At 62.1% G+C, this 22747-nt stretch carries 19 protein-coding genes; 8 read left to right on the top strand and 11 right to left on the bottom strand.

The window, feature by feature from the left end; translation table 11 throughout:
• Position 1 precedes the first annotated feature (1 nt).
• A complete protein-coding gene (locus FIU90_RS03520; RefSeq protein WP_152433525.1) occupies positions 2–784 on the top strand; it encodes a M50 family metallopeptidase in 783 nt (260 codons plus the stop codon).
• Positions 785–787: 3 nt separating this feature from the next.
• Here FIU90_RS03520 and FIU90_RS03515 read toward each other — a convergent pair whose 3' ends face one another.
• The 7 genes from FIU90_RS03515 to FIU90_RS03485 all read right to left on the bottom strand — a co-directional run bounded on the left by FIU90_RS03515 (position 788) and on the right by FIU90_RS03485 (position 6742).
• Positions 788–1426 carry a hypothetical protein gene (locus FIU90_RS03515; RefSeq protein ID WP_152433524.1) on the bottom strand — a complete coding sequence of 213 codons (639 nt, stop codon included), beginning with the start codon at positions 1424–1426 and terminating at the stop codon, positions 788–790.
• 103 nt (positions 1427–1529) lie between these two features.
• Positions 1530–2339 (bottom strand): DUF1295 domain-containing protein, encoded by an 810-nt coding sequence (locus FIU90_RS03510; RefSeq protein ID WP_152433523.1) that lies wholly within the window; start codon positions 2337–2339, stop codon positions 1530–1532.
• A complete protein-coding gene (locus FIU90_RS03505; RefSeq protein ID WP_152433522.1) occupies positions 2332–2961 on the bottom strand; it encodes a lysophospholipid acyltransferase family protein in 630 nt (209 codons plus the stop codon). Before FIU90_RS03505 ends, FIU90_RS03510 begins: the two co-directional genes overlap by 8 nt.
• Before the next feature lie 95 nt (positions 2962–3056).
• The gene (locus FIU90_RS03500) at positions 3057–3449 is read right to left on the bottom strand and encodes a hypothetical protein (protein WP_152433521.1); all 393 of its coding nucleotides are present in this window, start codon (positions 3447–3449) and stop codon (positions 3057–3059) included.
• 3 nt (positions 3450–3452) lie between these two features.
• Positions 3453–5060: a carboxyl transferase domain-containing protein gene (locus FIU90_RS03495; protein WP_152433520.1), complete on the bottom strand. Its 1608-nt coding sequence runs from the start codon at positions 5058–5060 to the stop codon at positions 3453–3455.
• Between the two features lie 4 nt (positions 5061–5064).
• Complete coding sequence (locus FIU90_RS03490) at positions 5065–5541, bottom strand: SMI1/KNR4 family protein (protein ID WP_152433519.1); 477 nt, start codon at positions 5539–5541, stop codon at positions 5065–5067.
• Between the two features lie 31 nt (positions 5542–5572).
• Positions 5573–6742: an isovaleryl-CoA dehydrogenase gene (locus FIU90_RS03485; protein ID WP_152433518.1), complete on the bottom strand. Its 1170-nt coding sequence runs from the start codon at positions 6740–6742 to the stop codon at positions 5573–5575.
• Between the two features lie 316 nt (positions 6743–7058).
• Between FIU90_RS03485 and FIU90_RS03480 the strand changes: the two genes are divergently transcribed.
• Genes FIU90_RS03480 through FIU90_RS03470 form a run of 3 tightly spaced genes read left to right on the top strand, consistent with a single transcriptional unit; the run spans position 7059 to position 10835 of the window.
• On the top strand, positions 7059–8471 hold the full coding sequence (locus FIU90_RS03480) for a sensor histidine kinase (RefSeq protein WP_152433517.1): 1413 nt from the start codon (positions 7059–7061) through the stop codon (positions 8469–8471).
• A 26-nt stretch (positions 8472–8497) separates the two neighbouring features.
• Complete coding sequence (locus FIU90_RS03475) at positions 8498–9280, top strand: ABC transporter ATP-binding protein (RefSeq protein ID WP_152433516.1); 783 nt, start codon at positions 8498–8500, stop codon at positions 9278–9280.
• A gap of 16 nt (positions 9281–9296) precedes the next feature.
• Positions 9297–10835: a glycine betaine ABC transporter substrate-binding protein gene (locus FIU90_RS03470; RefSeq protein WP_152433515.1), complete on the top strand. Its 1539-nt coding sequence runs from the start codon at positions 9297–9299 to the stop codon at positions 10833–10835.
• Here the strand turns inward: FIU90_RS03470 and FIU90_RS15835 are convergent.
• Positions 10832–13000: a class I SAM-dependent methyltransferase gene (locus FIU90_RS15835; protein WP_370515135.1), complete on the bottom strand. Its 2169-nt coding sequence runs from the start codon at positions 12998–13000 to the stop codon at positions 10832–10834. The genes FIU90_RS03470 and FIU90_RS15835 overlap by 4 nt on opposite strands.
• Entirely contained in the window at positions 12895–13767 is an 873-nt protein-coding gene (gene lgt, locus FIU90_RS03455) for a prolipoprotein diacylglyceryl transferase (protein ID WP_152433514.1), read from the bottom strand. Before lgt ends, FIU90_RS15835 begins: the two co-directional genes overlap by 106 nt.
• 184 nt (positions 13768–13951) lie before the next feature.
• Here lgt and FIU90_RS03450 point away from each other — a divergent pair, with 184 nt between their 5' ends.
• The 3 genes from FIU90_RS03450 (at position 13952) to FIU90_RS03440 (ending at position 20890) form a co-directional block, all read left to right on the top strand.
• Positions 13952–15673 (top strand): class I adenylate-forming enzyme family protein, encoded by a 1722-nt coding sequence (locus FIU90_RS03450; RefSeq protein WP_152433513.1) that lies wholly within the window; start codon positions 13952–13954, stop codon positions 15671–15673.
• Between the two features lie 16 nt (positions 15674–15689).
• The gene (locus FIU90_RS03445; protein WP_152433512.1) at positions 15690–18464 is read left to right on the top strand and encodes a [protein-PII] uridylyltransferase; all 2775 of its coding nucleotides are present in this window, start codon (positions 15690–15692) and stop codon (positions 18462–18464) included.
• Positions 18465–18568: 104 nt separating this feature from the next.
• Positions 18569–20890: a TonB-dependent receptor gene (locus FIU90_RS03440; RefSeq protein WP_152433511.1), complete on the top strand. Its 2322-nt coding sequence runs from the start codon at positions 18569–18571 to the stop codon at positions 20888–20890.
• A gap of 126 nt (positions 20891–21016) precedes the next feature.
• On the opposite strand, the gene FIU90_RS03435 is transcribed toward FIU90_RS03440, so the two are convergent.
• Positions 21017–21472 (bottom strand): hypothetical protein, encoded by a 456-nt coding sequence (locus FIU90_RS03435; RefSeq protein ID WP_152433510.1) that lies wholly within the window; start codon positions 21470–21472, stop codon positions 21017–21019.
• Positions 21469–22131: a YggS family pyridoxal phosphate-dependent enzyme gene (locus FIU90_RS03430; RefSeq protein WP_152433509.1), complete on the bottom strand. Its 663-nt coding sequence runs from the start codon at positions 22129–22131 to the stop codon at positions 21469–21471. The genes FIU90_RS03435 and FIU90_RS03430 overlap by 4 nt, the downstream gene beginning before the upstream one ends.
• Between FIU90_RS03430 and FIU90_RS03425 the strand changes: the two genes are divergently transcribed.
• Positions 22130–22690, top strand: a complete 561-nt coding sequence (locus FIU90_RS03425) for a thiamine phosphate synthase (protein ID WP_152433508.1) — start codon at positions 22130–22132, stop codon at positions 22688–22690. The two genes, FIU90_RS03430 and FIU90_RS03425, sit on opposite strands and share 2 nt — an antisense overlap.
• Positions 22691–22747 lie beyond the last annotated feature (57 nt).

Below are 22747 nucleotides of genomic sequence, written 5' to 3'. Positions count from 1 at the left end.
GATGCAATCGCTGGCAGCCCCCGGAAGCCAGGCCGAACAGGTCGGACGGCTGCTGCTCGCCGGCGTGATCGTGGTGTTCCTGCCCGCATTGCCCTTTGGTAATTATCTCATCTATCCGTTCGTCATCCTCACAACGTGGTGGCATGAAATGGGTCACGGCCTAACCGCTCTCCTCGTCGGGCAGGATTTCGAGCGACTGATGATCTATTCGGACGGCTCGGGCGTCGCCGAAAGCCTCGTAACCGGCGATGCATCGGTCTTCACCCATGCGGCAATCGCAGCGGGCGGGCCGCTTGCCCCCAGTCTCGCCGGAGCCGGTCTCATCATGGCGAGCGCGCATCCGCGTTTGTGGCGCCCGGCTCTATGGGCCGTAGCGGCGGCGATCCTTGCCTCGACCATCATCTATGTACGCTCGCCGGTCGGCTATGCGGTGCTGCCGCTGCTGGGCGCATTGCTTGGCTTCATCGCGTGGCGCGCTTCGGATGGCATAGCGCGCTTCACGTTGCAGTTCCTCGGCGTGATCGCGGCGATGAGCATGCTTTCGGACTGGAATTACCTCTTCACCGAGCGTGCGGTGGTCGGCGGCACCCCGCTCCTGTCGGACACCGGCCAGATCGAGGCCGCGCTCGCCCTCCCGCACTGGGTCTGGGCGATCATCTTGCTGCTGACTTCGACCGTGATGATCGGCGCGAGCCTCAAATACGCGCTCAATGAGAACCGGCTGCGCGGACGTCCACTCAGGCCGCCGCGCAACGTCCTGCAGTTCAAGCGCCCAAAGCGCTGAAGGTCAGGTCGCGACGCGCAGCGTGTTGACCCCGGCCGCGTCGCCTCCCGCCTCTCCCGACAATCCGATGAAGATCGTATCGATGATCCGCGCGAGTTTGTGCTCGGTAAGCTTGTCGCCGAGATAGATCATCGCATCGGGCAGCGTGTAGTTCGAAACCATCTGGTTGATCAGCGACAGCGCCTCGTCGATTTCGAGTCCTGCGAGATAGCCTTCGGCCTGCGCTTCGACGATGATCTCGCACTGGTAATGGTCGGCGAGGTCGACATAGCTGCGCACGCGCTCGAAATTGGCCGCGCCCATCTCGCACAGGATCGTGAAGAATTCGGGGTCGTCGCGGAACCGGTCGCGCGAGATCACGAAGCGGCTGCGGAAGAATTCGTAGAGCTTGCGATTGGGCGGGAGGTCGGCGCTGCGCACCTTTTCCATCGCATTGATGTGCGGCTCGAGCCAGGTCTGCGCGACCGCATCGAACAAGTCGTCATAGTCCTCGAAAAGCTGTTCAAAGCGCCCCCGCGAAAGCCCGCTTTCGCTGATTGCGATGGCATAGGGAATTTCGGCGCCGCGTTCCTTGACGAGATCGAGCACCATCCGCGCAATCCGCTTGCGTTCGGTTTCCCTCGTTTCCGGGCTCAATGCCATGGCGCGCGCTATCCTCCTGAACGGGCGCAACATAGTGTTGCACGGCGTCGGCTTAAAGGCGTGACATGCAATATTTTGTGCGACGCAGCGACGAACTGCGCAGTCAGCTCGACGAAGAGGATTCTTTGGGAGGGAGAGGGAAGAACGAGGAGGTGCGCCGCTTGTAATCGGCGTATTTCTCGCCCTTCGACTTATCCATGCCTTTCTCCAGCAGCGTCACGCCCGACCACTTGGTGAGCGTGAAGGTCAAGAACAGCGGTCCGGGCAGCGTGTAGAGCGCATATTCCCACCCTGCGCTCGCTGCGGTGAGCCAGATGCCCCACCACGCGCAGAAATCGCCAAAATAGTTGGGGTGGCGAGTGTAGCACCACAGCCCGCTGTCGAGCACTTTGCCCTCGTTATCGGGATTGCTTTTAAAGCGGGTCAATTGCCAGTCACCGACCCATTCGAAGAAGATGCCAACGAGATAGATCGCGAGACCGATGTAGCTGAGCGTGGTAATCGGCGCAGGCACTTCGCTTGCCAGAATGCCGACCTGCGCGGGGCTCGAAACCAGCATCAGCAGAACCGCCTGTCCGAGCCACACCTTGGTCAGCGCGGCCACGGCAAAATTGCCCTTCTCGCGGTCCTTTCTGAGCATGCGTTCGTAGCGCTTGTCCTCGCCCTCCTTCCACCAGCGGGCGAAGAGGTAGATGCCGAGGCGGAAACCCCATGCCGCCGTCATCACCAGCAGCAATGTCGCGAGCGGGCCGGGCCTTGAAAGCTGGATCCAGCTCACCAGTGCCATCATGCCCATCCCTGCGCCCCAAAAGGCGTCGATGAAGGAGACGTCGTTGATCCGGACGGAAATCGCCCACTGGACCAGCACCAGCACGATCAGAACGGCGGCGTTTGCCGCCAGGGCTTCAAACATCGTTTTTTCCGGCAATGATGTCACGCGCCTGCTGTTCCAGAACCTTGTACCGATCGTAATCGGGCAGCTTGGAGCGGAACCACTGGGCGAGCTTGAGGAGGTCCTCCCCGTAATTCCCGGTCGGCACCATCGGTTCCCCGAAGCCGATCACCATGTTCTCGTTATCGGCATAGGCGGGGACGATCGGCACGCCAGCAGCCTGCGCGATGCGGTAGAAGCCGGACTTCCACTTGCCGTCCGTGTTGCGGGTCCCTTCGGCCGCCATGACGAGCGCGAGTTCGCTGCGCCGGTCGAATTCGGCTTTCATCTGTTCGACAATGCCGCCCGGCGCGCTGCGATCGACCCCAATGCCGCCCATGTCGAGCATGAAGTTCTTCATGATGCCCTGGAACAACGTGTGCTTGCCCATGAAGTTTGGCTGCACCTGCTCGTGCTTGGTAGCGCCGGCGAAGAACACGAAGTCCCAGTTCGAGGTGTGCGGCGCGCCCGCGATCACATATTTCTTGAGATGTTTGGGCAGCGAGCCTTCGATCTTCCAGCCCTTCCACTTGTAAAGGACAAGGATGATCCGGTTCACGATGCGCGACAGCAGCGTGACGTTACGGGTTTCGTTATGGCGCAATGTGGTTCTCTCTCCCCTGCGAGCGTCCTTGCCCGCAATCGGGGGAGTTACGCAAGGGAAAGGGTGGGGGTTTCAGAATACAAAGAGCGTCAGTCCTAGTAACTTGGAGGAATCGCCGTCCAATCCGCCACACTGGGCCGATCCTCACCGTTCAAGAACTGCCGAAACGCAGAGAGCATCTCTTCGCGCTCGAACAAAAAGGTCTCGATGCTTTCCGCCCAGAACTGCCACCACGGACGCGGCAGTGTGACTCTCGTTCGGTCTCGAGTGACACCCTCATGCCATTCGTCGAGTTCCGGGCCTCTGCGTTCGAGGTAGAAACCCATCCTTCCATCGGGGCGCTCGAATGCCATAGAATGCAGGTAATTCATGCCGGTGATCTCGAGCTGAGCGATCCAACCATCGTCGATTTGTTCCCGGCCGATCGCCTCAACGAGTTGATCCTCGGTGACGTCAGGAAGGGAAATGCTTTCAGTCCAAAAGAGCAATGTTCACATCCTGAACACGCCAAACTGCGGCCGCTCGGGGATCGGCGCTTCGAGCGTCGCCGCAAACGCCAGCCCCAGCACATCCCTTGTCTGCACCGGGTCGATCACGCCGTCGTCCCACAGCCGTGCGGTGGCGTAGTAGGGGTTGCCCTCGTCCTCGTATTTCTGGCGGATCGGGGCTTTGAAGGCCTCGGCCTCTTCCTCGCTCCAGCTGTCGGCGTCGCGGTGGACGGTCGCAAGCACGCTTGCCGCCTGCTCGCCGCCCATCACGGAGATGCGCGCATTGGGCCAGGTGAAGAGGAAGCGCGGGGAATAGGCGCGGCCCGCCATGCCGTAATTGCCCGCGCCAAAGCTGCCGCCGATCACCACGGTGATCTTGGGCACGGTCGCGGTGGCGACGGCGGTGACGAGCTTTGCGCCATGCTTGGCGATGCCCTCCGCCTCGTATTTCCCGCCGACCATGAAGCCGGAAATGTTCTGCAGGAAGAGGAGCGGGATGCGCCGCTGGCAGGCAAGCTCGATGAAATGCGCGCCCTTTTGCGCGCTCTCGGAAAACAGCACGCCGTTATTGGCAAGGATCGCGACCGGCATCCCCCAGATATGCGCAAAGCCGCAGACGAGGGTGGAACCGTAATGCTGCTTGAACTCGTGGAACTCGCTTCCGTCGACCAGCCGCGCGATCACCTCGTGCACATCGTAGGGCGCGCGCACATCTTCGGGGACGATGGCGTAGAGGTCTTCCGCGTCGAACTTGGGCGGGCGCGGGTCTTTGAGCGCGATATCCTTTGCAGCGCCGGTATTCGCGCCAAGCTGGCTGACGATATCGCGCACGATGGTGAGTGCGTGCTCGTCGTTCTCGGCGAGGTGATCGACAACGCCCGATTTCTTGGCGTGTAGGTCGCCGCCACCGAGGTCCTCTGCGCTGATTTCCTCGCCCGTTGCGGCTTTCACCAGCGGGGGTCCGGCAAGGAAGATGGTGCCCTGATTGCGAACGATCACCGTCTCGTCGGACATGGCAGGGACGTAGGCGCCGCCTGCCGTGCAAGAGCCCATCACACACGCAATCTGCGGAATGCCGAGCGCGCTCATATTCGCCTGATTGAAGAAGATGCGCCCGAAATGGTCGCGGTCGGGGAAGACCTCGGCCTGGTGCGGCAAGTTCGCGCCGCCGCTGTCGACGAGATAGATGCACGGCAGGCGGTTTTCCTGCGCGATCTCCTGCGCGCGCAGGTGCTTCTTCACCGTCATCGGGTAGTAGGTGCCGCCCTTCACCGTGGCATCGTTGCACACGATCATCACCTGACGGCCCGAGACGCGGCCGATCCCGGCGATCATCCCTGCGCCGTTGATCTCGTCGCCGTAAAGACCGTTCGCGGCAAGCTGGCCGATTTCGAGGAATGGCGAGCCCGGATCGAGCAGGCGCTCTACCCGCTCGCGCGGAAGCAACTTCCCGCGCGACACGTGCCGCTCACGCGAGCGCTCCGATCCGCCGAGCGCGGCTTCGGCGACACGCGCGCGCAATTCCTGCGCGAGCAAGCGGTTATGCTCGAAACGCGCCTTGGCATCAGGCGCTTCGCGGTCGAGTTTCGAGGTGAGTACGGGTGCGGTCATAAGCTCACTGTCCGGGCCTTAAGGCGCTCAGAAAATTTTCAAAGCTGGAGGCAATAGGGTAGTAGGTTTCGGGATCCGTGAAGGTATCACCCATCGTTTCGTGATCCATGAAACCAATTTCACCTGAAAATGCATCGAAGGTGATCGCATTTCCGTCCCAGTCGTCGGCAAAGATGAATAAGCTGGGTGGAATTGAAGCAAGTGAATGTTCGATTTCATCCACCCATTCCGAGACTTTCTTAATGGAGCCGTGGGGATGGGGAGTAAGGCCCAGCAGTCGTCCAAAATGAACCGTGCGATGGCCGGATGCCACTAAGAATGCTGGGCTGAGAGTTCCTCCGTCTTTGTATAATAGGATATCGCGCAATTGTTGCGGGAGGCGAGCATTCATGCGCTCTTCCCAATCAGCGATGCCGGCGACGCCGACCGACGACGGTGCGTCAGGTGCAAGCGCTTGCAGGAGATCGGCGAAGTGGTCCAAAGCTAGGTTCCCTGCTTCTGCTGCGACAAGATCACCCCGCCGCTCCGATCAGTTCCCGCCCGATCAGCATCCGGCGGATCTCGTTCGTACCGGCGCCGATATCGAGCAGCTTCGCATCGCGCATGTAGCGCTCCACCGGCCAGTCTAGCGTATAGCCCGCGCCGCCCAGCGCCTGCACGCTTTCGGCCGCTACGCGGAAGGCGTTTTCGCTCGCCAGCAGGATGCAGCCCGCTGCGTCGAAGCGCGTGGTCTGGTCGGCATCGCAGGCCTTGGCCACCGCATAGGTGTAGGCCCGCGCGGATTGCAGCGCGACATACATGTCGGCGACCTTGGCCTGCATCAGCTGGAAGGAACCGATCGGCTTTCCGAACTGCTTGCGCTCGCGAAGATAGGGTATGACCGTGTCGAGACACGCCTGCATGATCCCGAGCTGGAGCCCTGCGAGCACTACGCGCTCATAGTCGAGACCGCTCATCAGCACGCCGACCCCGCCATTGACCGGACCCATCACGCGGTCCTCGGGAATGTGGCAATCATCGAACACCAGCTCTGCCGTGGGCGAGCCGCGCATCCCGACCTTTTCGATCTTCTGGCCGATCGAAAAGCCCTCGTCATCCTTTTCGATGATGAAGGCAGTGATGCCGCGCGATCCGGCCTGACCGTCGGTCTTCGCATAGACGACGAGCGTATCGGCATAGGGAGCGTTGGTGATCCAGAACTTTGTTCCATTGAGCACGTAGCCGCCCTGCACCGCTTCTGCCTTCAGCTTCATCGAGACGACATCCGATCCCGCATTGGCCTCGGACATCGCCAGCGAACCGACATGCTCGCCGGAGATCAGGCCGGGAAGGTATTTCGCCTTCTGCTCCTCATTGCCCCAGCGGCGGATCTGGTTGAGACACAGATTCGAATGCGCGCCGTAGGAGAGGCCGAGCGATGCGCTCGCGCGGCTGACTTCTTCGACCGCGATCACGTGTTCGAGATAGCCGAGGCCGAGGCCGCCATGCTCCTCTTCCACAGTGATCCCGTGCAGGCCGAGCTCGCCCATTGCCTGCCAAAGTTCCTCCCGCGGGAAGTAGTCCTCGCGGTCGATCTTTGTCGCAAGCGGAGCGATCTGTTCGTCGGCAAAGCGCGAAACGCTGTCGCGAATCATCTCGGCCGCTTCGCCAAGCTGGAAATCGAAATCGGGGGTGGCACGCATGGTTTGTATGTTCCGTCTTGTGTTCGCCGCCGCGTATCATTCGCGAAGGGGCGAAAGGATGTAATGCGCTGCGCCTTAGCAACGCCTCTGCCAAAGGCCAACGGCCAGCGTGCGCGAGGCCCGATCCCGGTAGCAACAAGCCACCAAATGATCCCCGTTTGACGAGGCTTCGCATTGCTGTATTGCCTCTCGCCATGCGGTTCCCGAGGAAGTCCTGCTGAAACTGAACGATCCTGAACCATGGCCGGTAGGCGCACCGCCTGCGAGCGAGTTTTGCTCGGAGGATGAAAGGCTTACGGTACTCGCCAGCTACGGCATGGACGAGCTGGACGGGGATGGCGAACTGGCCCAGATCGCCCGTTTCGCAGCGAAGCTGTGCTATGCCGAAATCGCGCTCGTAAGCATCGTCGAAGAAGAGCGTCAGCGCTTCCTGGCAAAGGAAGGGATCGATACCTCCGAGACGCCGCGTTCGTGGAGCTTCTGCGCGCACGCAATGCTCGGGAGCGAGGCCATGATCGTACTCGATGCACGCGAGCATCCCACCTTTGCGACAAACCCGCTTGTTACGGGCGAGCCGTTTATCAGGTTCTATGCCGGAATGCCGTTGATCAGCCCTGAAGGCGCCCCGCTCGGTTCGCTCTGCGTTATCGATACGAAGCCGCGCGCAGAAGCGCTCGATGAATTCCAGCTCGAAGGTCTGGAAGTGCTCGCCGCCGCGACAAGGCGTCGGCTGGATGCCCACCGCAGCGCCAACCGCGCGGTCGAGGAACTGGCATTGAGCGCCCAACGCGTGCAGTTCGTGCTCGACAGCGTGCCCGATATCGCCTGGTCTGCAGCACCGGGTGGCACTTTCGATTATTTCAACGCGCGCTGGAGCATCGTCACCGGGCTCGAACCGCCCAAGACGGTCGATGACTGGCGGCAAGTGATCCACCCGGAGGATTACGACGCGTCGCTCGAGAAATTCACCGCTGCGGTGGAGAAAGCCGAACTGTTTGAAGACGAATGGCGCATGCGACAGGCCGATGGCAGCTATCGCTGGGTGCTGAGCCGCGCTGTCCCTTCGACCCACGATCCAGAGACTGCGCGCTGGTACGGCACGCTAACCGATATCGACGACGCCTACCGCATTTCGCAGGAACGCGAGCTGCTTGCAGGCGAGCTCGCTCACCGGATCAAGAACATCTTTACCGTCATCATCGGCCTGATCGCGCTGCATTCGCGCGGCGACAAGACGATGAAGGTTTTTGGCGACATGCTCGCCGACAACATTCGTGCACTGGCAAGGGCGCAGGAATTTGCCCTGCAGATCGGCAACCAGTCGGAAGACCGGCTCGACCGGCTGTTGAGCGTCCTGATGGCGCCGTATGGCACCGCCGAGAACAGCCGGGTCACGATAAAGGGCGACGATGTGCCGATCGGCAAACGCGCGACAACGCCGCTCGCCCTGGCGTTTCACGAGTTCGCGACCAACTCGGCCAAATACGGAGCGCTGAGCGAGGCCGATGGAAAGGTCGAAATCGCCATCGAGAAGGAGGGCGAAATCGTGTCGGTCACCTGGACCGAAGTGGGCGGACCCGAAGTCGTCGCTCCTTTGGATAGCGGGTTCGGGTCACGATTGCTCCAGATGTCGATCACCGGCCAGTTGGGCGGCGAAATCGAGCATGACTGGCGCCGTGATGGCCTGCACGCGGTGATCCGCGTGCCTGCGGAGCGTCTGGCCCAATAGCGCGCAGCCCGCTATTCCCCCCTGCGATGCCGGCACCCGAAACTGAACACCCGCTCCTTGTCTTCGAGGCTGTCGAAAAACGCTATGGCGAGACAATCGCGGTCGCCGGTGTGTCTTGCACCATTGCCAACGGGAGCTTCACCGCGCTGGTCGGAGCCTCGGGATCGGGCAAGTCAACGCTCCTGAAAATGGTCAACACGCTGGTGGAACCTAGCGGCGGGAGGGTGCTGTTCGGCGGTGAGGACGTGACCGCGATGAAACAGGCGCAGCTGCGCCGCCGGGTCGGATACGTATTCCAGGGGATCGGCCTGTTCCCGCATATGACCGTCGGAGAGAACATTTCCATCGGGCCGAGGCTTGCGGGCGAAGCCCTGCCAGATGCGCGGATTGCCGAATTGCTGCGGCTGGTGGAACTCGATCCCGAAATGGCTGCGCGGATGCCGGACGAACTTTCGGGCGGCCAGCGCCAGCGCGTAGGCGTGGCCCGCGCGCTTGCCGGGGATCCGGAATTGCTGCTGATGGACGAGCCGTTCGGCGCGCTCGATCCGATCACCCGCGACGCGCTGGGCGAAAGAGTGCGCGAATTGCACCGGGAGCTGGGCCTGACCACCATCATGGTGACGCACGACATGGCCGAGGCGCTGCTGCTCGCCGACCGCGTGCTGGTGATGCATGCAGGCGAGCTTGTCGCGGACTGCACGCCCGAACAATTGCTCAAAGGCGAAGGCGGCGAGATCGCTCAGGGCCTTGTCGCCGTCCCGCGCCAGCAGGCCGAACGGCTCGCGGCGATGGAAGGGCGGCTGGCTTGAGCGGGGGATTGGCCTGATGGACGGTTTCGGCGAGATACTCCTTGGCCTCGGCGACAAGCTCGCGGCGCATGTCATACTCGCAGCGAGCGCGATCGGGCTTGGCATTGCGGTGGCTCTGCCGCTCGCGGTGTGGGCCAGCCGGTCGCAGGCGGTAAGCCGGATCGCGCTTGGATTTGCGAGCCTCGTCCAGACGATCCCGGCGCTCGCACTGCTCGCATTGTTTTTTCCGATCCTGCTTTCCCTGCGCGCGGTGTTCGGTGAGGGGCTGCCAACGCTCGGTTTCCTTCCTGCGCTGCTCGCGCTCGCGCTCTACGCGCTTCTGCCGATCCTGAGAAACGCGGTCACCGCGCAGGCCAATCTCGATCCCGGTGTGCTCGAAGCTGCCGATGGCGTGGGCATGACCGGCTGGCAGAGATTGCACCTCGTCGAAGCGCCGCTATCTGCCCCTTTCATCATGGCCGGAATCCGCACTGCGAGCGTGTGGACCATCGGCGCTGCCACGCTTTCGACCACGATCGGCCAGCCGAGTCTGGGCGATCCGATCTTCGCCGGGCTGCAGACGCAGAACTGGGCGCTGGTGCTCGCCGGCTGCCTTGCGAGCGCGGGCCTTGCGCTCGTGGCCGACCTGCTGCTCGGCCTCATCGAACGCGGGCTTGCATCGCGCAACCGGCTGCAATGGGGCGGCGGGCTGCTGGCCGTGGCGGCGGGTATTCTCGCCGCGCTCGCTTACCAGGCGGGCGGAGATGACGACGATGCGATCGTCATCGCCTCCAAGCAGTTTTCAGAGCAGTATATCCTCGCCCAGCTGATCGGATCGCGGCTCGAGGAGGCTGGCTACAGCGTCGAATATCGCGACGGGCTCGGCTCGGCGGTGGTCCACAATGCGGTCGCCAACTCATCGGTCGATATCTCGGTCGATTACACCGGCACGATCTGGACCAACAACCTGAAGCGCAACGACAATCCCGGCCGCGAGGCGATGTACGAGATTATCAGGGATTGGGAGGCCGAGGAAAACGGTGTGCGCGTGCTCGGTCGGCTGGGTTTCGAGAACGCCTATGCCTTTGCCATGCGCGAGGACCGCGCGCGCGAACTAGGCGTCACCTCACTCGAGGACCTGGTGCCGCTCGCGCCGCAACTCACGGTCGGCGGCGACCCGGAATTCTTCGAGCGGCCCGAATGGATCGCGGTGCGCGACGCCTATGGCCTGCGGTTTAGGTGGACGCGCAATTTCTCGCCGACCTTCATGTACAACGCTCTGCGTTCGGGCGAGGCCGACGTGATCAGCGCCTACACCTCGGACGGGCGGATCGCGGCGGACAGGCTGGTGGTGCTCGATGACCCGCGCGAAGCACTGCCGAGCTATGACGCGATGCTGATGCTGTCGCCGCGGATCAAGGACGATCCGGGCGTCATTGCCGCACTCGAACCGCTGATCGGCGCTATCGACGTGGAGGCCATGCGCGAGGCGAATTTCGCGGTCGATCGCGAAGGGCCGGAGAAAATGAGCCCGAAAGCGGCCGCACGCGAGCTTGCCAGGAAAATCGGCCTCTAGTCGAAGCCCTCGCCTCGCGGCCAGCGACGGCCGCAAATCCCCAGCACCTTGAACAGCACGCCCATCTGGTCGTCCTCCACCAGCCGGTCGAACTGGCGCTGGAGAACGTCGGCCTGGCCGGGCGACTGGCGTTTGAGCGCTTCCAGCCGCGTTTCGATATGCAGCTGGCGCAGCCACTCTCCCTGCATTTGCAGCCCCATAACCTCGGCGCCGTTTTTCTCTGCGACCTCCTGCAGCATCTCGAAATCGACATGCGCGGTGAGGTCCGCCTCGCCCGGATGGGTCAGCGGATCGACTTTCTTGTGACTCTTAAGCGCCTGCAATGTCGATCCGGCGCGCAGCTCGGTCGGACCGTAATCGATGATCAGCGCGACACCGCCCTGTTTCGCGAGCCGCTGGGCGATTTCGGCCATGATGGCTGCCGCAGCAGAGCTCGTTTCGATCATCGAGCCTTGCGAGGCGCTGCGCCAGCTCGAAGGCACGATTGAATCCATCGGCTTGTCGCCAGCAACAAAGACGAGCTCGTCGCCTTCGAGGCCAACCATCCGTTCGTGCCAGCCATTGGCCGAACGGATCAGCTGGTGGATCGGCAGCGCATCGAAGAATTCGTTCGCGACGATCAGCAGCGGGCGATCATCCGGCAGCGTCGATAGATCGTGGTGGAACTGCACCTGCGGCACGGCCTGCCGCTGGAGCTTGCGCAGCTCCATAGAACCTTCGACGAAGTGCACCTTTGGATCAAACCCGTACTTGCCGGCCGTCCGGAGCACGTCCTTCGCCAGCGTGCCGCGCCCCGGGCCCAGCTCGACATAGTGGATGTTGTCCGAGGCGCCCATCTTGACCCAGACATCCGCGATCCAAAGGCCGACGAGTTCGCCGAACATCTGGCTGATTTCCGGCGCGGTGATAAAATCGCCCTCATCGCCTAACGGATCGCGCGTCGCGTAATAACGCGCGTTCGATTCCCCCATATATTGCGCGAGGCTGATCGGCCCGTTCTCGCGGATCAGGCGGCGGAAGGTCTCGCCCAGATCGACCTTTAGCGCTTCCTCGCGGGCTTTCTCTTCGGCTTCGAGGCGTGCTTTTTCCTCGGATTCTGCCTTGGCCTTGGCTTCGGCTTCTTCCTTGGCCTTGCGTTCGGCCTCTTCGCGCGCCTGCTTCTCGGCCTCTTCCTTGGCTTTCCTTTCGGCTTCCTCTTTCGCCTTCGTTTCCGCTTCGGCCTTCGCTTTGGCTTCGGCCTCCTTGCGAGCTTTCTCCTCGGCAGCCTTTTTCGCCTCGGCTTCGGCCTTTTTGCGAGCCTCTTCTTCGGCTCTCTTCTTGGCCTCGGATTCCGCTTTCTTCTTCGCCTCGGCTTCTTCGCGAGCCCTTTCTTCCGCCTCGCGTTTGGCCTTTGCCTCCGCTTCTTTTCGGGCTTTGGCCTCGGCCTCTTTGCGCGCTTTTTCTTCCGCGGCCTTCTTTGCTTTCGCTTCTTCTTCGGCCTTCTTTCTGGCCTCCGCCTCCGCCTTCTTCTTTGCTTCCGCCTCGGCCTTCGCCTTGGCTGCCGCTTCGGCCTTGGCTTTCGTCTCGGCCTCGAGCTTCGCCTTGCGCTCCGCTTCCTCGCGAGCCTTCTTTTCCGCCTCTGCCTTTTTCTTCGCCTCGGCTTCCGCTTTGGCCTTGGCCTCGGCTTCCTTCCGCGCTTTCTCTTCGGCTTCCGCTTTGGCCTTGGCCTCGGCTTCCTTCCGCGCTTTCTCTTCGGCTTCCTTCTTGGCCTTTGCTTCGGCGGCAGCCTTCTTCTCCGCTTCGAGCTTGGCCTTGCGTTCGGCTTCGGCCTTCGCCTTGGCTTCGGCCTCCTTGCGAGCTTTCTCCTCGGCTTCGCGTCTGGCTTTCTCTTCGGCTTCGCGCTTCGCTTTTTCGGCCCCCGTCTCGGCGCCGACATGCGAGAAGATCGCTTCTGTCGAAGGCAGGTCCTCGATGGCGACAAGCGGCTCGGCCTCGCCGCCGCCGAACAGGTCGGAAGCTTCGCTCTCGCTGCCGTCAGGCTCGATAAGCCTGAGGCCACGCGGTCGCCATTCGTTGTCGTTTACGCCGTCGCCGCGTTTTTGACGCTGCCCGTCCCCACGGGTTTCCGCGTCACGGCGTAGAGCGTTACAATCAATCCAATCAGGATGAGCGGTATTGTCAGCCATTGCCCCATCGATAGCCCTGTTCGGGCTGCAAAGTCAGCCAGTTGTGCATCGGGTTCACGGAAAAATTCGTTAACAAAGCGCGCAAGGCCGATGCCTAGCGTGAACACACCGACCAGAAGGCCCGGCCGATAGCGCGCATTGGTCTTCCAGAACAAGAACAGCAACACGACCAGTAGCAGCAGCCCTTCGAGCCCGGCCTGGTAGAGCTGGCTGGGGTGGCGCACCACCTCCCCGCCGCCGGGGAACACCATGCCCCAGGGAACGTCCGTCTGCCGGCCCCACAATTCTCCGTTCACGAAATTGGCAAGCCGTCCAAGCAGCATCCCCATCGGCACATTGACCGCGATATAGTCGCACACCCGCAGGAACGAGAGATTGCCCCGCCGTGAGACCCAGGCGATCGCGAGCAGCACGCCGATCACCCCGCCGTGGAAGCTCATCCCGCCTTCCCACAATTTGAGCACATCCACCGGATTGTCCCACAGATAGGGGTTGTAGAAGATTGAATAGCCGATCCTCCCGCCGAGGATCACGCCCAGCGTGCAATAGAGAAACAGATCGTCGGCATGGCGCTGCGCCATCGGCGCACCGGGCGCTTTCAGCATCTTCGAAAGGTGCCAATAGGCGAAGATGATGCCGATCAGGTAGGCAAGCGAATAGAACCGCAGCTGGAACCAGCCGATTTCGAACAGGTACGGCCTCATACCCAGATCGGACCAGTAGATCGGATCGGCGACCGCGCTGCTTGCGGCAAGTAGTGACAGCACCAAAGGAACCTCTTAAGAAACCAGCGCAGGCCGCGCTTTTGGCGGCTTGTGGCACAGCGGTGCGTTCGGGGGAAGGGCTTTACGGGGAGCCTTTGAAACGCAATCCAGAGGCCAGAGGATCGATCGGACAAGGCCAAGGCGCTTTGCCCGCAGAATAAGAACGAGTTGAAGGAGAGATATTCGCATGCCCACCCAGCTGGACAATGCGCTTGAAGCGATCATCGGCGAACTGACCAAGGAAGGCCAGCCCTTCGAAACGGTGCCTTTCGTTCGCGATGGTGTAGAAATGCCCGCATTCAAGAACGCGCCGCCGACATTGGCGCATTATTTCGCGCATTTCTGCAACGAGCACAAGGACATCCCCTTCCTCGTCGATGGCGATGTGCGCCTTACTTTTGGTGAAACTTACGCGGCAGCGGTCTGCGTTGCCGAAGGTCTGGTCAAGCATCACCACATCGAAAAAGGCGACCGTGTCGGAATCGCGGCGCGCAATTCGGCCAACTGGATGATCGCCTATATGGGCATCGTTATGGCGGGCGGCTGCGCGACGCTCCTCAACGGGTTCTGGTCGGGCGATGAGCTCGCCTACGGCATCCGCCTTGCCGAATGCACGCTCGTGCTCGCCGATGCCGGACGGGCCAAGCGGCTCGAGGGCACCGATCACCCGGCCAAGATCGCCCTGTTCGATCACGGCGGCAATCCGGCGGAGGACCTGTCGAGCGTGTGGGCGGCGCCGGAAGAAGGCGAACAATCGGTTGCAATGCACATGCTCGGCGAACTGACCGCCGACGATATGGCGACGATCCTTTACACCTCGGGTTCGACCGGGAATTCCAAGGGCGCATGGTCCGACCATCGCGGGGTGGTCCATGGGGTGATGAGCTATGTCAGCCAGAGCGCGATGGCGAAAATCTTGCTCGAAAGCCAGGGCGAGGACGTATCTGACCAGCCCTGCGCGCTCATCGCCGTACCGCTGTTCCACGTGACCGGCGAAGTGCCCCTGTTCCTCCAGAGCTACGCGATCGCGCGCAAGCTCGTGCTGATGCCGAAGTGGGATGCGGAAGAGGCTTTGCGCCTGATGGAGGCTGAAAAGGTAACCTATTTCGTCGGCGTCCCGCTGATGAGCTACGAAATCGCGACCCACGAAAACCGCGAGAAATACGACCTTTCGGCCTGTCGCAGTTTTGCGGCAGGCGGCGCGCCGCGCCCGGTCGAGCATGTCACCAAGATCAAGGAAGCGTTTCCCAAGGGCTTCCCGCTGCTCGGCTACGGCCTCACCGAAACCAATGCAGTTGGCTGCGGAAATTTCAACGAGAACTACATGGCCAAGCCCGGCTCGACGGGGCGCGCCTCAAAGCCGCTGGTCGACCTGCGCATCCTCGATGATGACGGCAACGAACTGGCGCAGGGGGAGGTCGGCGAGGTCTGTATCCGCTCGATCGCGAATTTCCGCGGTTACTGGAACAACGATGAGGCGACGCGCGACGCGTTTACCGACAACCTCTTCTTCCGCACCGGCGATCTCGGCTATCTCGACGAGGACGAGTACTTGTTCATCGTCGACCGGAAGAAGGACATCATCATTCGCGGCGGCGAGAACATTTCCTGCATCGAAGTCGAGGATTCGATCTACGCGCATGACGACATCGCCGAATGCTCGTGCTTCGGCCTGCCCGATGAACGGATGGGCGAAGTGCCGGCGGCGGTGATCCGCGTGAAGGAGGGCCGCAAACCCATGACGGCTGCCGATATGCGCGAGTTCCTGCTCGCCAACACCGCGCCGTTCAAGGTGCCGCTCGAAGAGCACATCTTTGTAGTCGAAGAAGTGCTCCCGCGCCTCGGCACGCAAAAGATCGACAAGAAGACGCTTCGCGCCGCTTACACCGCGCGGATAGTGAAAGTCTGACCCGAGCGGGGACGCGATGACTGACTGGACCCTCCCCAGCCGCCGCGTCCCGCGCCAGCGCGACATCATCGACCGGCGCACGTTGTCCTCGACGGTCGCGGCGCTGGTCGGTGAACATGGTGACAAGGCGCGCGGCCCGGTTCTTGCCGCTATGCGTGAAGCGCTGGACCACGGGCGCGGAGAGCTTCAGAAACGCCTTCTCGAACACCCGTCAGCCGGTCACGATTGCACTGCGGGCTATGCCTTCCTGATCGACCAGCTCGTACGCGTGATCCACGATTACGTGATCGAGCATGTCTACCCGGTTGCAAACCGCTCTGCTGCTGAACGACTCACAGTCATGGCGGTGGGCGGCTATGGCCGCGCCGAGATGGCGCCGCATTCGGACGTCGACATCGCCTTCATCACCCCCACCAAGCGCGCGCCGTGGTGCGAGCAGGTGATCGAGGCGATGCTCTACCTGCTGTGGGATCTCGGCCTAAAGGTCGGTCATTCGAGCCGCACGATCGGCGACACGATGCGGATGGCAAAGGAAGACCTGACGATCCGCACCGCGCTTCTGGAAGGGCGGCTCGTATGGGGCGACCAGCCGATGTACGAAGAGCTTCGCGCGCGCTTCTGGGCCGACGTGGTGAAGGGCAACGAAAAGCAATTCCTTGCCGATAAGCTCGCCGAGCGCGAGGCGCGGCACAAGCGCATGGGCGACAGCCGCTATGTCGTCGAACCCAATGTGAAGGAGGGCAAGGGCGGCCTGCGCGATCTCCAGACGCTGTACTGGATCGGCAAGTACACGCACCGCGTCCAGAGTGCCGCAGAGCTGGTCGATGTCGGCCTGCTCACTCCTGCCGAATATCGCGGATTTCGCCGCGCGGAAGGGTGGCTGCTCGCGGTGCGCTGCCACATGCACGTCCTTACCGGCCGGGCCGAGGACAGGTTGACTTTCGACCTCCAGCGACAGGTGGCAGAGCGAATGAACTTCGCCGACCGCCCCGGCAAAAGCGCAGTCGAACGCTTCATGCAGTTCTACTTCCTCCAGGCGAAACGCGTCGGCAGCCTGACAGGCGTGTTCCTTTCCCACCTCGAGGAAGAGTCGTCGAAGGCCAAGGTGCGCAGCGGCTTTTTCGCCGGGTGGAGCCAGAGAAAACGCGACGCACGCGGCTTTGTGATCGAGGGCGGGCGCATTCGCTCGCCGGGCGATGACTGGTTCAGGAACGATCCCGTCCGTCTGATCGAACTGTTCCAGCTGGCCGAGGCCGAGGGCGTCGAGATCCACCCGGAAACCATGCGGCAGGCGAACCGCGATTCGAAGCTCATCACGCGCGAGGTCCGCAGGGATCCGCGTGCCAATGCGATTTTCCTCGAAGTGCTCGGCGGCCGCAACGATCCCGAAAACGCGCTGCGCTGGATGAACGAAGCGGGCGTGTTCGGCCGTTTCGTGCCCGATTTCGGCCGGGTCAACGCTCAGATGCAGTTCGATATGTACCACCACTACACGGTCGATGAGCATACGATCCGCGCGATCGGCCTCCTCAGCCAGATCGAGCGCGGCCTGCTCGAAAAGGACCACCCTCGCGCCACTCGCGAGATCCACAAGGTCGCCTCCCGCCGCGCGCTCTATGTCGCGGTGCTGCTGCACGACATCGCCAAGGGGCGCGGCGGAGATCACTCGGTGCTCGGTGCAGAAGTCGCGCATCAGTTGTGCCCGCGCTTCGGCCTCGATGAGAAGGAAACGGAGCTCGTCGCGTGGCTGGTGCTCCACCACCTCCTGATGAGCTCGACCGCGCAGAAACGCGACCTCACCGACCCAAAGACAATCGAGGACTTCGTTGCCGAGGTCAAAAGCCTTGAACGGCTGCGCAACCTCGCCATCCTCACCGCAGTCGATATCAGGGCGGTTGGCCCGGGAACATGGAACAGCTGGAAGGGGCAGCTGCTGGGCGAGCTTTATGACGCTGCACAGGATCGCCTGCGGCTCGGTCACAAGGGCAGGGGCCGTGCCGAACGGGTCGCAGCCAAGAAGGCCGCCGCGCGCGAAGTGCTCGGCGACAAGGCCTATCTCGTCGAAGACGTCGGCGAGCTGATGAGCGATGCCTACTGGATCGCCGAGCCCGAGGACATCATCGCCAAGAACCTCATTCAATACGAAGAGGCACGGCGGATCGAGGACCACCTCTCGATCCATTGCGAAGTCGACGAGGAGCGCGGCGCAGCACTCGTGAGCGTGATCGCGCCCGACCACCCGGGCCTGTTCTACCGTATGGCGGGCGGTATCCATCTTGCCGGCGCGAACATCATCGATGCACGCATCCACACCGCGATGAACGGCTATGCGGTCGACAATTTCCTGGTGCAGGACCTCAACGCCGAACCGTTCCGGGAAGCGCCCCAGATCGCCCGACTGAAGGACGGCATTCGCAAGGCGCTGCTTGGTGAAGGCGAGATGGTTCCGCGCCTCGCCGCGCGCCCGCTTGCGCATTCGCGCGCGCGGACATTCGAAGTCGCTCCGCAAGTCAATTTCGACAACTCGGCCTCAAACAACTTTACCGTGATCGAGGTGACGGCCCGAGACAGGCCAGCACTGCTCAACCGCCTTGCCCACGCGCTCTACAAGGCAAACCTGATTGTCCATTCCGCGCACATCACCGCCTATGGCGAGACGGCGGCGGACACCTTCTACGTGACCGACCTTACCGGCGCAAAGGTACGCGCTCCCGACCGGCTCGCCGAGATCGAGGCAGCGTTGCTCGAGGCGGCGAGCGACCGCAAGCAGGAACAGCTCGAAAACGCCTGACGTCGCGTTCAATCAACCGCTCGCAGATTGGTTAAGCGACATAGGTTGCATTTCACGGACCTAACGCTAAAGGCGATCGCCCTTACGTAAGGGAGAAGAAACCCATGAATTTTCGTACCGCAACGCGGCGTACCCTCTCGCTGCTGCTTTGCACCGCCGCTGCAACCCCCTTTGCGGCCCACGCCCAGGATATGGACGGCAATGAAGCCGCCGCCAGCCAGGACGCCAAGGAAGAACAGCGCGGCACGCTCGCCAATATCGGCAACATCGTCGTCACCGGCACCAAGACCCAGAATCCGGAAGACGTGCAGGACGTGCCTCTTGCCGTGACCGCCTTCAACGCGGATTCGCTCGAAGCGCTGAAGGTTCGCGACGTACAGGGCCTGACCTATGCCGCCCCGAACGTGTCGCTCGACCAGATCGGGACCAGCCGCGGCACCGCGAACTTCTCGATCCGCGGCCTTGGCATCAACTCCTCGATCCCCTCGATCGACCCCACCGTCGGCGTATTCATCGACGGCGTCTATCTCGGCAACAATGCCGGCGTGGTCTTCGACCTGTTCGACCTTGAAAGCGTCGAAATCCTGCGCGGCCCGCAGGGCGTGCTGTTCGGTCGCAACGTGACCGGCGGTGCGGTGCTCATCAACACCGGCAACCCGACCGAGGAATTCAGCGGAAAGTTCCGCGCGGCAGTCGATGGACCGCTGTTCGAAGACCGCGGCGGCGCTAACTACACCGTCTCGGGCGTGATTTCGGGCCCGATCGTCGAAGACACGCTGCTGTTCAAGCTCGGCGCGTATCACAACAACGACGAAGGCTACTTCACCAACCTGTTCGACGGATCGAACCACGGCCAGGCAGAAACCACGATCCTTCGCGGCGCACTCGAAGCGCGCGTGGGCGATCTTCGTGTCATCGGCAAGCTCGACTATTTCGAGAGCGAAGGCGATGGCCCCTCGGCCCAGAACCGTGGCATCTTCGAGCGCGACAGCTTCGATTTCGCGATCGACAATCCGGGCAGCTACGCCAACGAGATCTGGACCGGCTCGGTTACCGCAGAGCTCGATATCGGCCCTGGCACGCTGACCAATATTTTCGGCTATCGCACTTACGATGCGAACACCGATGCGGATATCGACGCGACGCCGAACTTCATCTTCCACTCGTCGACGGAAACCTCGCAGGAGCAGATTTCGAACGAACTTCGCTATGCGATCTCGACCGACACGTTCGACCTTACCTTCGGCGGATTCTATTTCGACCAGTCGATCTCCTACACCGAAGTCCGTGATATTCCGCCTTCGACCCCGCTGACTTTCTATGGCGGTGGCACGCAGGACCACGAGGTGCTTGGCGCATTCGCGAGCGGCCAGGTCTATGTGACCGATCGCCTTTCGCTGATCGCCGGTATCCGTTGGAGCCAGGAAACCAAAGATGCAGGTGTGACCTATGTAAGGCCGCGCCCGATGTGCTCGGTTGTCGGAGGCACTTGCCCTACCTCGGGCGCGAACCCCTTCATACCGACCGAAAACAACGGCTTCACCGACAGCGTGCGCTTCACAAACTGGTCGCCCAAGGCCGGTTTCCAGTACGAGTTCGACAACGGCCAGCTCTACGCGCACTGGACCCGCGGTTTCCGTTCTGGCGGCTACAATTTCCGCATCACCAATGCGAACGCGTTCGAACAGGTCGTTGCCCAAACCGGCAACTTCTTCTTCGATGAAGAGCAGGTCGACAACTTCGAGATCGGCGGAAAATTCCAGTCGGTCGACGGCGCATTCACTCTCAACGTTGCAACCTACCTCACCAAGATCGAGGACATGCAGCGCGAGGTGAACCAGTCTTCGGCGACTGCCGGCGTCGCCCAGTCGATCTTCAACACCGCTGATGCGCAGATCTTCGGTGTCGAAGCCGAAGCCCGCATGCGCCTGACGGATTCGTTTGTCGTCACCGCCAATATCGGCATCATCGACGACGATTACGAAGAAATCCTGTTCGACATTTCGGGCGACGGCGTGATCGACGACGCCGATCTCGAACTGCGCCTGCCTCGCGTGCCCGAGGTTACCTGGGGCATGGGCTTCATCCACGAGCTGTTTCTGGGTGACAGCGAGATCCTGACCCGCGTGAACTACCAGTATCGCGACGAGTTCGCCTACACCGACAACAATTTCGGCTGGGTGCAGGACATTTCGAACCTCGAAGCGAACATCACCTGGAACACGCCGATGGAAGGCCTGTCGTTCTCGATCTACGGCAAGAACCTGCTCGACCAGGTCCAGGTCGGCGGCGATACGCAGCTTCCCTTCGGCGGTCCGCTGTCGAACGGCGTCAACCGTCCGTTCGATGACCGTCCGGCAGCCGGCACCTTCTCGCCGCTGTCGAAGGGCCGCCAGGTCGGCGCGGAAGTCGTGTTCGAGTTCTAGGCATTCTGGATTTCGCATCCCGTCAGGGGTGCGATTTCCACGCCCTGGCGGTCGCGCAAGCGGCCGGCCTTCGGCGAGAATTTCGAATATCCGGGAGGGCGCTCCGTTAAACGGGGCGCCCTTTTTCTATGCGTCGGCGATCAGGAGCAGCGCAATTCGCTCGGCATCGTAAGCGACAAAGCCCCACTCGACGCTCGCGCCTGAAACCGGATTCCACAGGCCGTCATAGCGGTTGGAGACCACCGTTCGCGTCGCAGGGTCGAAGGCCGCAAGGAAATCGCGCGCGCATTCGCGTGCCTCCTCCGTACCAAGCCAAACATTGCTCGGATTGGAGATGTCATTCGCAAACGCCTCGGTCAGCTGGGTGAGCGCCACTCTCGGGCCCGAAGCGTCCGGAGACGCGTCGAGCAACTCCCAGTTGAAACCGATGGCCTTGAAGCCGAGCCCTGTGACAAACTTGTCCGCGACCGCTGAGTGCAAGCCCGGCACCCAGTCGATCGATGCATGTTCGAGAGTCGTCCGCGCACCCCGATTGAGGCGTGCCAGCCACTTCTTCCTGAACGCCTCGATGGAACCTGTCACCCGCGAGGTCCGAACAGCGCCGTGCCCACCCGCACGTGCGTAGCGCCCAGCTGCACCGCGGTTTCGTAGTCGCCGCTCATGCCCATGCTCAGGCCTTTCACGCCGTTATCCTCGGCGAGTTTGTAGAGCAACGCGAAGAATGGCGCAGGCTCGATATCGGCAGGAGGCAGGCACATCAGTCCCGCAATCGGGATGTTAGCGGCGCGCGCCTGTTCGAGAAATGCAGGCAGGTCGGCGATTGCGCAGCCACCCTTCTGTTCCTCGTCGCCGATATTGACTTGCACGAAGCACGGCACGCGCTTGCCGGTCTTGTCCATCGCCTTGGCGAGCGCCTTTAGGAGGCTCTGACGGTCGAGCGCATGAATGTAGTCGAACAGTTCGACCGCATCTTCGGCCTTGTTCGATTGCAGCTGGCCGATCAGATGCAATTCGACATCGGGGTAACGCTCCCTGAGGGCAGGCCATTTCTCCTGCGCTTCCTGCACGCGATTCTCGCCGAAAACGCGGTGACCCGCTTCGAGCAACGGCTCGATTCTTTCGGCCGGATGGGTCTTGCTCACCGCGATCAGCGTGATGTCCTCCGGCTTGCGGCGGGAAGGCTTGCACATGCGCTCGATATTGGCGCGGACATCGGCGAGGCGGGAGGCTGCACTTTCCATGGTCGCGCGCTATAGGCACCAAGTGCCGCGCAACCAATCCCTTCCTGACATCTGGCTGATTTCTGACGAGCGGAATGACGACGCGCTCGAAGATGCTCTGGCGAGCCTGCCGCGTGGGAGCGGCTTCATCTATCGGCATTACCACCTTGACGGTCCGGAAAGGCTTGGGCGCTTTCACGACCTGAAGCGCCTGGCCCGCGCCCACGATCACGTAATTGTCCTCGCCGACAGCGCTTTGACCGCCGCCGAATGGGGCGCGGATGGCATTTACGGGGCACCACGCGCGCTTTGGCCCAGACGAGACGGCCTGCTTCACCTCGCCACCGCCCACGACCTGCGCGAGATCGGTCTTGCGAACCGTTTCGGTACAGACGCTGTGTTACTATCGCCTGTTTTCGGTACAAAATCACATCCGGGAGCGCCAAGCCTGGGTCCCTCGCGGTTTCGGCTCCTCGCCGGACATTCGCTGGCCCCTGTCATCGCGCTTGGCGGTATGAATTCGCACCGCGCCCATACGCTCGGCTGGCCACGCTGGGCCGCAATTGACGGGCTCAGCTAATCTCACGCGCCTTGACCGCGAGTCCCCGAGGATTCATGGTGTGTTCTCATCAACCCC

The organism is Erythrobacter sp. THAF29 (assembly GCF_009363635.1).
Lineage (GTDB): Bacteria > Pseudomonadota > Alphaproteobacteria > Sphingomonadales > Sphingomonadaceae > Erythrobacter.
The sequence above is the reverse complement of the archived record's forward strand: the minus strand, read 5'-3'. Positions and strand labels throughout refer to the sequence as shown.

Bases quoted from the DNA above. Each gene is read 5' to 3' on its own strand.
- FIU90_RS03520 (WP_152433525.1), top strand. From the start codon at position 2: ATGCAATCGCTGGCAGCCCCCGGAAGCCAGGCCGAACAGGTCGGACGG.
- FIU90_RS03515 (WP_152433524.1), bottom strand. From the start codon at position 1,426: ATGGCATTGAGCCCGGAAACGAGGGAAACCGAACGCAAGCGGATTGCG.
- FIU90_RS03510 (WP_152433523.1), bottom strand. From the start codon at position 2,339: ATGTTTGAAGCCCTGGCGGCAAACGCCGCCGTTCTGATCGTGCTGGTG.
- FIU90_RS03495 (WP_152433520.1), bottom strand. From the start codon at position 5,060: ATGACCGCACCCGTACTCACCTCGAAACTCGACCGCGAAGCGCCTGAT.
- FIU90_RS03485 (WP_152433518.1), bottom strand. From the start codon at position 6,742: ATGCGTGCCACCCCCGATTTCGATTTCCAGCTTGGCGAAGCGGCCGAG.
- FIU90_RS03480 (WP_152433517.1), top strand. From the start codon at position 7,059: ATGGACGAGCTGGACGGGGATGGCGAACTGGCCCAGATCGCCCGTTTC.
- FIU90_RS03475 (WP_152433516.1), top strand. From the start codon at position 8,498: ATGCCGGCACCCGAAACTGAACACCCGCTCCTTGTCTTCGAGGCTGTC.
- FIU90_RS03470 (WP_152433515.1), top strand. From the start codon at position 9,297: ATGGACGGTTTCGGCGAGATACTCCTTGGCCTCGGCGACAAGCTCGCG.
- FIU90_RS15835 (WP_370515135.1), bottom strand. From the start codon at position 13,000: ATGGCTGACAATACCGCTCATCCTGATTGGATTGATTGTAACGCTCTA.
- FIU90_RS03450 (WP_152433513.1), top strand. From the start codon at position 13,952: ATGCCCACCCAGCTGGACAATGCGCTTGAAGCGATCATCGGCGAACTG.
- FIU90_RS03445 (WP_152433512.1), top strand. From the start codon at position 15,690: ATGACTGACTGGACCCTCCCCAGCCGCCGCGTCCCGCGCCAGCGCGAC.
- FIU90_RS03440 (WP_152433511.1), top strand. From the start codon at position 18,569: ATGAATTTTCGTACCGCAACGCGGCGTACCCTCTCGCTGCTGCTTTGC.
- FIU90_RS03425 (WP_152433508.1), top strand. From the start codon at position 22,130: ATGGTCGCGCGCTATAGGCACCAAGTGCCGCGCAACCAATCCCTTCCT.
- FIU90_RS03430 (WP_152433509.1), bottom strand. From the start codon at position 22,131: ATGGAAAGTGCAGCCTCCCGCCTCGCCGATGTCCGCGCCAATATCGAG.